The sequence below is a fragment of the Chryseobacterium sp. MDT2-18 genome, assembly GCF_030815285.1.
GTDB lineage: Bacteria > Bacteroidota > Bacteroidia > Flavobacteriales > Weeksellaceae > Kaistella > Kaistella salivictor.
This window is the reverse complement of record NZ_JAUSWQ010000006.1, coordinates 216,711-226,321: the sequence shown is the minus strand read 5'-3', so window position 1 is coordinate 226,321 and position 9,611 is coordinate 216,711. Positions and strand designations below refer to the sequence as shown.

10 protein-coding genes are annotated in these 9,611 nt (G+C 36.4%); all 10 read left to right on the top strand.

Annotated features, from left to right (window positions below):
* The first annotated feature begins 246 nt into the window (after positions 1 to 246).
* The 10 genes from QF004_RS08660 (at position 247) to QF004_RS08615 (ending at position 9,594) form a co-directional block, all read left to right on the top strand.
* Positions 247 to 1,134 carry an AraC family transcriptional regulator gene (locus QF004_RS08660; protein ID WP_133440045.1) on the top strand — a complete coding sequence of 296 codons (888 nt, stop codon included), beginning with the start codon at positions 247 to 249 and terminating at the stop codon, positions 1,132 to 1,134.
* A gap of 131 nt (positions 1,135 to 1,265) precedes the next feature.
* A complete protein-coding gene (locus QF004_RS08655) occupies positions 1,266 to 2,390 on the top strand; it encodes a muconate/chloromuconate family cycloisomerase (protein ID WP_307425097.1) in 1,125 nt (374 codons plus the stop codon).
* Between the two features lies 1 nt (position 2,391).
* Entirely contained in the window at positions 2,392 to 2,682 is a 291-nt protein-coding gene (locus tag QF004_RS08650; protein ID WP_307425094.1) for a muconolactone Delta-isomerase family protein, read from the top strand.
* Positions 2,683 to 2,713: 31 nt separating this feature from the next.
* On the top strand, positions 2,714 to 3,643 hold the full coding sequence (gene catA / locus QF004_RS08645; RefSeq protein ID WP_307425091.1) for a catechol 1,2-dioxygenase: 930 nt from the start codon (positions 2,714 to 2,716) through the stop codon (positions 3,641 to 3,643).
* A 140-nt stretch (positions 3,644 to 3,783) separates the two neighbouring features.
* The gene (locus QF004_RS08640) at positions 3,784 to 5,124 is read left to right on the top strand and encodes a Rieske 2Fe-2S domain-containing protein (RefSeq protein WP_307425088.1); all 1,341 of its coding nucleotides are present in this window, start codon (positions 3,784 to 3,786) and stop codon (positions 5,122 to 5,124) included.
* 11 nt (positions 5,125 to 5,135) lie between these two features.
* Positions 5,136 to 5,621, top strand: a complete 486-nt coding sequence (gene benB, locus QF004_RS08635) for a benzoate 1,2-dioxygenase small subunit (protein WP_133440049.1) — start codon at positions 5,136 to 5,138, stop codon at positions 5,619 to 5,621.
* Between the two features lie 10 nt (positions 5,622 to 5,631).
* Positions 5,632 to 6,642 (top strand): benzoate 1,2-dioxygenase electron transfer component BenC, encoded by a 1,011-nt coding sequence (gene benC, locus QF004_RS08630; protein ID WP_307425083.1) that lies wholly within the window; start codon positions 5,632 to 5,634, stop codon positions 6,640 to 6,642.
* Positions 6,643 to 6,651: 9 nt separating this feature from the next.
* Entirely contained in the window at positions 6,652 to 7,437 is a 786-nt protein-coding gene (locus tag QF004_RS08625; RefSeq protein WP_307425080.1) for a 1,6-dihydroxycyclohexa-2,4-diene-1-carboxylate dehydrogenase, read from the top strand.
* 19 nt (positions 7,438 to 7,456) lie between these two features.
* A complete protein-coding gene (gene pcaD, locus QF004_RS08620; RefSeq protein WP_307425078.1) occupies positions 7,457 to 8,236 on the top strand; it encodes a 3-oxoadipate enol-lactonase in 780 nt (259 codons plus the stop codon).
* A gap of 11 nt (positions 8,237 to 8,247) precedes the next feature.
* Entirely contained in the window at positions 8,248 to 9,594 is a 1,347-nt protein-coding gene (locus QF004_RS08615) for a 3-oxoacid CoA-transferase (RefSeq protein WP_307425075.1), read from the top strand.
* The last annotated feature ends 17 nt before the right edge of the window (positions 9,595 to 9,611 follow it).

The window sequence follows — 9,611 nt, the reverse complement described above, 5'->3', positions numbered from 1 at the left end:
GTTTCCCACATTCCAACAAAATTTCAACAACGACAACAATAAAATATTAACAAAAAACTCTACTTTTGAGTGTGCCTAAACAAGGGAAGATTACAACTCCTTTTAAAGTTCAAATAAGTAGAGCGCTTTTGCATCAACCTTTTTTAAACTTTTACACGAAATTTTTTAATCTTCAAAATAGTAAAAACTTTTGTGCCTTGTGTGGTTAACTTTTTTGTCATGTACTAAGAATAAATATCATTGATTATGAAAAATACCGACCGCACTTTTTTTGAAGGATTATATGGGAAAAGTTCTATCGAATTTGTAAAAGGTTTGGTGTATATCTATCCGTTTGGAGTGATCGGAAAAGAAAATAACAACAACGTAAAACCACATATTCACAACAATCAGTTTCAGATTTTTTTAGTGATTCAAGGCAGCACGGTATTGCTTCATAATGACGAAAAAATTCCGATATCGGCTCCTTCATTTATAACCATTCCGAAAAATACTGAACACGGTTTTGAACATCAAACGGAAATGAAAGGTTGGATTATCAGCCTTTCAGATGCTGTATTGGAGCACATGATTAAGAGAGAAACCGAAGCCGTGATTGCGATTGAAACTTTCCAGCTGACCGCAGTAACAGCGGATAGCTTTTCAGAAACGGTTTTTAAAAACATGCTGGAGTGTGTAGAAGAATACCATCAGGAAAACTTCGGCAAATTGCTGATGCTTGAAAGTATGATTGGAAAAATGATCGTACAGCTGAGCCGAATCCCGAAAAGCACCCCACTGCGAATTTTCAACAAAGACAATTCGTCCATTATTTATTTCAGAAGATTTTCTCAACTTATTCGTGAAAGCCGTACCTATAAAAAAACAATTGAACAGTATGCCGCCGAGCTTAATATTACTCCTGGTCATTTAAACAGAATTTGCAGTATTATAGCCCAGCAAAATTCCAAGGAAGTAATCATAGATTACTTTATTAACGAATCAAAAACGCTGCTTTCAGACATAGAAAAAAGCATTAATGAGGTTGGATACAGTCTCGGTTTTGACGACCCAAGTTATTTTTCCAGACTGTTTAAAAAGAAGACTGGGTATACACCTAATGAATTCCGAAAAAACATAGGTGTTAAAAATTAAATAACACCCTTGCATCATTTGTGATAGTAATAAATTAAAAGTCCTATTCCCGAAACTTGATTTCAAGGTAATTTTGTTTTTCAGGTAAGCAAGTGCTTACTAACGTGATGAAACGCTTACTATTATAAGAAATGATGTCAAAGATAAAAATTACGAGAATAGAGACTTTTATTGTAGATTTACCAACGATTAGACCACATCATCTTTCCATGGCGGTCATGAGAAATCAGTCTATGGTAATAATCCGCCTTTTTTCTTCAGATGGAATTGAAGGGATAGGAGAAGCGACAACCATCGGTGGGATTTCGTATGCGGATGAATTTCCTGAAGGAATAAAACTCGCAGTCGATACTTATTTTACCCCATTACTTTTAAATCAGGATTCTACAAACATCAATTTTCTGATGAAACTTCTTGATAAAAACATTTCTGGAAATAATTTTGCCAAATCAGGAATTGAAACCGCTTTGCTAGATGCTCATTCCAAAAGACTTGGTGTTCCTTTGCACAATCTGTTTGGAGGAGCAATTTCAGAAAATCTTCCCGTTTTATGGACACTTGCGAGTGGCGACACCGATAAAGACATTGAAGAGGCTAAAAAATCAATTAGCGATAAAAAACACCAAGTTTTCAAACTAAAAATAGGAAGTAAAAAACCTGAAGAAGACATCAAACACGTTGCCGCCATAAAAAATGCTTTGGGTGCGGATATAAAAATAACCGTAGATGTCAATCAGGCGTGGAGTGAACAGGTCGCTAAAAGAGCGATACAAAAACTTCAGGATGCCGGTGTTGATCTTATAGAACAACCTCTTGCAAAGCATAATTTTGAAGGATTGGCAAGACTAACTTCTTATTTTGAAGTTCCTATTATGGCAGACGAAGCCGTAGCTACCGTTCAGGATGCTTTTAAATTGGCTAAACTGAATGCAGCCAGTGTTTTTGCACTCAAAATCTCAAAATCAGGCGGACTCACAAATATTGCAAGACAAGCAGCGATCGCACAAGGAGCTGGCATTTCGCTTTACGGAGGTACAATGCTTGAAGGAACAATCGGAACAGTTGCGTCGGCGCATATTTTTTCCACACTGACTAATTTGGATTGGGGAACAGAACTTTTCGGTCCTCTTTTACTTACGGATGATATTGTTAAAAAACCAATTACCTATCAAAATTTCAGTCTTGAAATTCCTAAAGGAATAGGACTCGGAGTTGAACTGGATATGAATCAAGTAGAAAAATATAAAAGAAAATAATATGGTTTACGTAGTAGAAATGGAGGTTCACCTCCCAGAAACCTGGAGCGAAAAAAAAATAGCTGATATCATCGCAAGAGAAAAAGAATGCTCTCAAAAATGGCAGTCTTCCGGAAAATGGAAATATTTATGGCGTGTTGCCGGCAAGTTTTCTAATATTTCTGTTTTGGAAGTAGAAAGCCCGGATGAACTACATCAAATAATCAGCTCTTTGCCTTTATTTCCGTACATGACAATAAAAGTAACGAGTATTTGCAAACATCCAAATGCTTTAAGAGAAACAATCTTGTAATTTTAAATAGTAACAACAAACAACTGATATTATGAAAAGAATAGATCAAAAACTAATTGACGAAACATTAGAGTTAATAAAATCTTCAGAAAAAGATGGCGCTGGAAATGAAAGAATCAAAACCATTGTTAACCGTCTTCTTAAAGATTTGTTTAACGCAATGGCCGATTTAGACATTACCTCCGAAGAAATGTGGAAAGCTTGTGATTGGCTCACGCAAACAGGAAAAAACAACGAATATGGGTTGGTATTTGCTGGATTGGGAATTGAAAAATTCATGGACGTTCAAATGGATTGGGAAGACGAACAGGCAGGAATCGAAAACAAAACGCCTCGCACCATTGAAGGTCCTTTATATGTTGCAGGTTCACCAGAATCTACTTCATATGCAGAATTAGAAACAGAAATTGAACCCGATGCAGAGCGTTTATTCATGAGCGGAGTGGTTCGTGATGAAAACGGAAATCCTATACCTAATGCAAAAGTGGAAATATGGCATTGCAATTTAAAAGGATTGTATTCTCACTTTGATTCTTCGCAACCAGAATTCAATTTACGACGTGCAATCAATGTGGTTGAAGATGGAAAATACGAATTCAAATCTTTCGTTCCTGTAGGTTATGCTTGTCCTCCAAACGGTTCTACAGATACGTTGATGCAGTTGTTAGGCCGTCACGGAGCGCGTCCGGCACACATTCACTTTTTTGTGACAGCACCAGGTTTTAGAAAATTAACCACTCAGATCAATATCGAAGGAGATCCTTTAACTTATGATGATTTTGCTTTTGCAACCCGTCCTGAATTGGTTCCTCATATCGAAAGAGTTTCAGCTGAAGATGCTGCCAAGTACGGAAAAAATGAAGCTTTCGCTAAAATTAATTTCGACTTCAATATGGTTCATGAAATAACAAATGCCGCTCCTGGTGAAAACCATAGATTGCGTGCTGCTGCAGAATTGTAGTATATAATTCACTTGTACAACCCAATGGATCTGTAGGAAGAAAAACTGCAATTCCATATTTTCAAAAAATTTATAATAGATACTGAAAATTTGAATTTTATAATTCGAACAGGAATTTTATTGCCTTAAAATTTTAAATTATGAAAAAAGTTACTTCCGAATATCTGGATAGCCTTATTGTTCACGATAAAGAACAAGGTCTCTACCGTCATAACCGTGAATCTTTTACCAACGAAGAATTATTTGAATTGGAAATGAAACACATTTTCGAAGGCAATTGGGTTTACCTTGCTCACGAGTCTCAAATCCCAAATGTGAATGATTATTATACTACTTCGATAGGAAGACAATCGGTAGTCATTACAAAAGACAAGCAGGGAAAATTAAATGCTTTAATTAACTCTTGTACCCATAAAGGCGCACAATTGTGCCGCTATAAAAAAGGAAACAAATCTACTTTTACGTGTCCGTTTCACGGATGGACTTTTAGCAATGCAGGAAAATTATTAAAAGTAAAAGATGGGAAAACGGGTGGCTATCCAGAACAGTTCAATTGCGAAGGTTCTCATGATTTAGTGAAGGTTGCAAAATTTGAGTCGTACAAAGGTTTCTTATTCGGATCGCTTAAGCCCGATGTACTTTCTTTGGAAGACTATTTAGGAGATTCAAAAATTATTATCGATCATATTGTAGATCAGGCGCCAGAAGGTTTAGAAGTGTTAAATGGTTCGTCTTCTTATGTTTACAACGGAAATTGGAAATTACAAATGGAAAATGGAGCCGATGGTTATCACGTTTCATCGGTACACTGGAATTATGTTGCAACAATGGGAAGTCGTGACTACGAAAAGGAAGGAACTAAAGCGGTAGATGCCAATAATTGGTCGAAATCGGTAGCTGGAGTGTATGGTTTTGAAAACGGGCATATCTTACTATGGACGAATAAACTAAACCCTGAAGTAAGTCCAATTTATCAACAAAAAGAACGTCTTATTTCTGAATTTGGAGAAGAAAAAGCAGATTTTATGGTGAATATGACGCGTAATTTAGGTTTGTATCCAAACGTATTTTTAATGGATCAATTCTCTACACAAATTAGAGTAATAAAACCTATTTCTGTCAATGAATCAGAGATTACCATTTACTGTTTTGCACCAAAATGTGAAAGTGCAGAAGAGCGTGCCACAAGAATCCGTCAATATGAAGATTTTTTCAACGTAACAGGTATGGGAACTCCAGATGATTTAGAAGAATTTAGATCTTGCCAAATTGCCTACCAATCTTCTGCTTTAAAATACAATGATATGAGTCGTGGTGCTACCCATTGGATTTACGGACAAGACGAACAGGCAGAAAAGATGGGCATTCAGCCACTCATTTCTGGAATTAAATCGGAAGATGAAGGTTTATTTATCACCCAACACGAATTTTGGAAAAACTCTTTAAAAGATGGTCTTTCTAAAGAAAATTTAGCCGTTTAAAACTATAGATCATGACAAATTATCAAGATATACTACAATTCTTATACAAAGAAGTTCGCCAATTAGACGATAAACAATGGGATGAATGGTTGAAATTTTATGATGACGATTGTGTTTTTTGGATGCCAGGATGGGATGACGAAGATGAATTAACCAAAGATCCGCAAACTGAAATTTCATTAATTTATTATCCAAATAAAGGCGGATTAGAAGATCGGGTGTTCCGTATAAAAACCGAACGTTCATCAGCTTCGATGCCCGAACCAAGAACTTGTCATTACATCAATAATGTGGAAATTCTGGAAGAAAATGAACACGAAGTAAAAATTCGTTTTAATTGGAATACTTTATCCTTCCGATACAAAACAACCGATACGTATTTCGGCCTTAGTTTTTACACCCTGAAAAAAAATCAAGATTCATTCTTGATTTCAAATAAAAAAGTAATCATTAAAAACGACTACATCCGTCAGGTTTTAGACGTATATCATATTTAAAATAATAGTTATGGCAAAAGTTGCATTAAATTTTGAAGACGGCGTAACCCATTTTATTGAGACTGCAGGTAATGAAACCATTGCAGAAGCAGCCTATCGAGTAGGTGTAAATATTCCTTTAGATTGTGCCGATGGTGCTTGCGGAACGTGTAAATGCTTATCAAAATCGGGTTCATTTGATTCTGGAGATTATATTGAAGAGGCTTTATCTGATGAAGAAGCAGAAAACGGTTACGGTCTGGCTTGTCAAATGCGTCCAGAATCGGATATGATCGTAGATATTTTAGCGAGTTCGGTTGCCTGTAAAGTAGAAGTAACCACTTATGAAACGGAAATTACCGAACTGACTTTTCTATCCTCTGAAATTGTAAAACTAAAAACTAAAATAAAAGACGGCTCTACTATCACGTTTTTGCCAGGTCAATATGCCAATATATTAGTTCCTGGCTCAACAGAAACACGCTCTTATTCATTCTCCTGTTTATCAGATAGCGATGAAATGGAATTTATCATTCGACTCATTCCAAATACAGGTTTGATGAGTGATTATTTAAGACAGGCAAAAGTGGGCGAAACTTTAAGTATAACGGGACCAGTTGGTAGTTTTTACAGTCGTGAAATAAACCGTGAAACGTTGTTTTTTGCCGGAGGAACCGGAATTGCTCCTTTTATTGCCATGTTAGAAAAACTAAATAAAGAAGAAAATAGCCAAACGATTAAATTGTTTTACGGCGCTACAACGGCAGAAAATATTGTTGAATTAGATCGTCTCAAAACCTATACAAATCTTACTATAGAAAACTATCCTTGTGTCTCCAATGAAAACTGCGATGCTTATCCATCAGGATATGTGACGCAATGGATTAATAAAGAGGAATTATCTGCAGCTGTTTACGATATTTATATCTGTGGTCCCAATACGATGGTTGATGCGGTTAAATCTTCTTTAGAAGACAATCAAATACATTACGAAAATTTCTATACTGAAAAATTTATTCCAACAGGAATGGCAACCATTTAATCTAAACTTATGATATTTCAAGATAGATTTAAAAATAAAATTGCCATCGTTACCGGTGCTGCACAAGGTATCGGCAAAGGTGTTGCCAAACGTATTGCTAAAGAAGGAGCTAAAACAGTTTTAGTTGATCGTTCTGATGTAGTTTTAGAAGTAACAGAAGATTTAAAAAAAGAAGGATACGATGTTATTGCAGTACAAGCCGATTTAGAAACTTTTGAAGGTTTTGAAAAAGTAGTAAATAGCACGATAGAAACCTTTGGTAAGATTGATATTTTAATCAATAATGTGGGCGGAACCATTTGGGCAAAACCTTTTCAACATTACACAGAAGAAGAAATTTTAAAGGAAGTAAACCGATCATTATTTCCTACTTTATGGGGATGCAGAAGCGTTTTACCCAGTATGATTGCCAATGGTGGTGGCGTAATTATTAATGTTTCATCGGTGGCAACACGTTCTGTAAATCGTGTGCCTTATGCGGCTGCGAAAGGTGGCGTGAATGCAATTACAGCATCTTTAGCGTTTGAACAAGCAGCAAATAATATACGAATTATCGGTGTAGCACCTGGCGGAACGGAAGCTCCTCAACGTATTATACCGAGAAATGAAAATCCACAAACAGAAGATGAAAAATTGTGGCACCAGGAAATTATAGACCAAACCAAAGAATCATCCTTGCAGAAAAAATATGGAACCATTGAAGATCAGGTGAGCACCATATTATTTGCGGCATCTGATGAAGCCCAATATATTACAGGCGTAACAATTCCAGTTGCTGGCGGCGATTTAGGATAATTTATTAAACATAAAAAAAATGTCAAAAATTCAATTAACAGATTTCATTTGTCATTATAAATTAGAAAATTTCGGACATGAAAAAACATTGATTTTTTCCAATTCATTGGGAACCAATTTATCTATGTGGGAAGATAATATCGCTGTTTTAAGTCATCATTTTAATATTTTAAGATACGATAAACGGGGTCATGGCGATAGTACAATTAGCCAAGATCAAGTTTCAATTGCAGACTTAGGAAACGATGTTATTGAATTATTGAACTATTTAAAATTAGATCAAGTTTATTTCTGTGGACTTTCTATTGGAGGTTTAATTGGTCAATGGTTAGGAATTAATCATTCTGCTCGTTTCGAAAAAATAATCATCAGCAATACTGCGGCAAAGATTGGAACAGAAGAAGGATGGCAAATTCGCATAAAACAAGTTACAGAAAATGGACTGGAAAGTATATTAACCGGAACGGCAGAACGTTGGTTTACTCCTGATTATAGAGCTAAAAATCCTGATAAAGTTCAGGAAATTTTAAATAGTTTTAAAGCGACTTCTTTACAAGGATATACTGCTTGTTGCTATGCCGTTGCTGGTGCAGATTTTAGGGAACAGCTTCATCATTTAGAAGTTCCTACTTTAATCATCGCAGGTACAAATGATGAGGTGACCACGGTTGAGGACGGAAAATTCATTCAAAAACGTACACCAATAGAAAGTTTAGTTACACTTGATGCAGCTCATTTATCGAATATGGAACATCCGGAAGAGTTTGCGAAACACATTATTCATTTCACACAACATTAAAAAAAATTCTAATGAAAACGATACCACAAATATCTTTACAGGAAGCAGTTGCAATGGTAAAGGACGGAGATACTTTATTGCAGGGCGGATTTGGAATGACGGGAAACCCAGTTCATTTGATGCATGCTTTAGCTGAAACAAAAACCAAAAACTTAACTTTTATTGGAAATAATGTAGGTGAAGCAGGAATTGGTGGCGGAAGACTTCTTAGAAACGGTCAACTCAAAAAAATGATAGGTTCTTTCTTTACTTCTAATCCTGAAGCAGTAAAAGCAGCACAGGATGGCGTTGTGGAATATGAATTATTACCGCAAGGAACTTTAGCCGAAGCAATCAGAGCTGGTGGCGCAGGTATTGGCGGTTTTTTCACCCCAACTTCGGCTGGAACTGAGTTAGCAAAAGGAAGAGAAACAAAAATATTGAATGATGTCGAACAGGTTTTTATTCCGGGAATTAGAGGAAACGTAGCCTTTATCCGTGCTTGGAAAGCTGATACTGCCGGAAATCTTCAGTATAGAATGACCGAACAAAATTTCAACAGAGCCATGGCTACTGCTGCAGATTTAGTCATTGCAGAAGTCGAAGAAATTGTTCCTGTTGGAGAAATTTCCCCAGAAAGCATTCATACTCCAGGTTCTTATGTAGATTTTCTGGTAAAGGCGACTTTAACTTTAGACGATCTTGGAAGTTCGGCAACGGTTTCATCAAGCAAAAAAGTTTCTGAAACCCGTTTAAATATGGCGAAAAGAGCTTTAAAAGAACTTAAAAAAGGAGATGTCGTGAATTTAGGAATTGGAATTCCGACACTCGTTGCCGATTTAATTTCAGGAGATGAAGGAATTATTCTTCATACAGAAAACGGAATGCTTGGCGTTGGTCCAGCTCCAGTAGATGGTGGCGGTGCTATGGATTATCCTGTAAATGCAGGGAAAGTTCCAGTGACAGCGCTGAATGGTTCTTCTTATTTTGATTCTGCAGATTCTTTTGCCATGATCCGTGGAAAACATGTAGATGTGGCCATAATGGGAGGATTGCAAGTAGATGAAGCCGCAAATTTAGCAAATTGGGCAGTTCCTGGACAACCATTATTGGGAGTTGGCGGCGCTATGGATCTAGCTTCTGGAGCGAAAAAGCTTATCATTACCATGATGCATAATGAGAAAAACGGCGATGCAAAAGTAGTTCCTTTATGCGATCTTCCGCTAACGGCACTAAAAGCTGTTGATATAGTGATTACCGATAAAGCAGTATTTGAATTTATAGACGGCAAACTTATATTAACCGAAGTTATGCCAGGCGCAACTTTAGAAGAAGTGCGAGAAAATACTACTGCAAAATTTATAGAACGATTATCGTAACATGCTGACGGTACTTT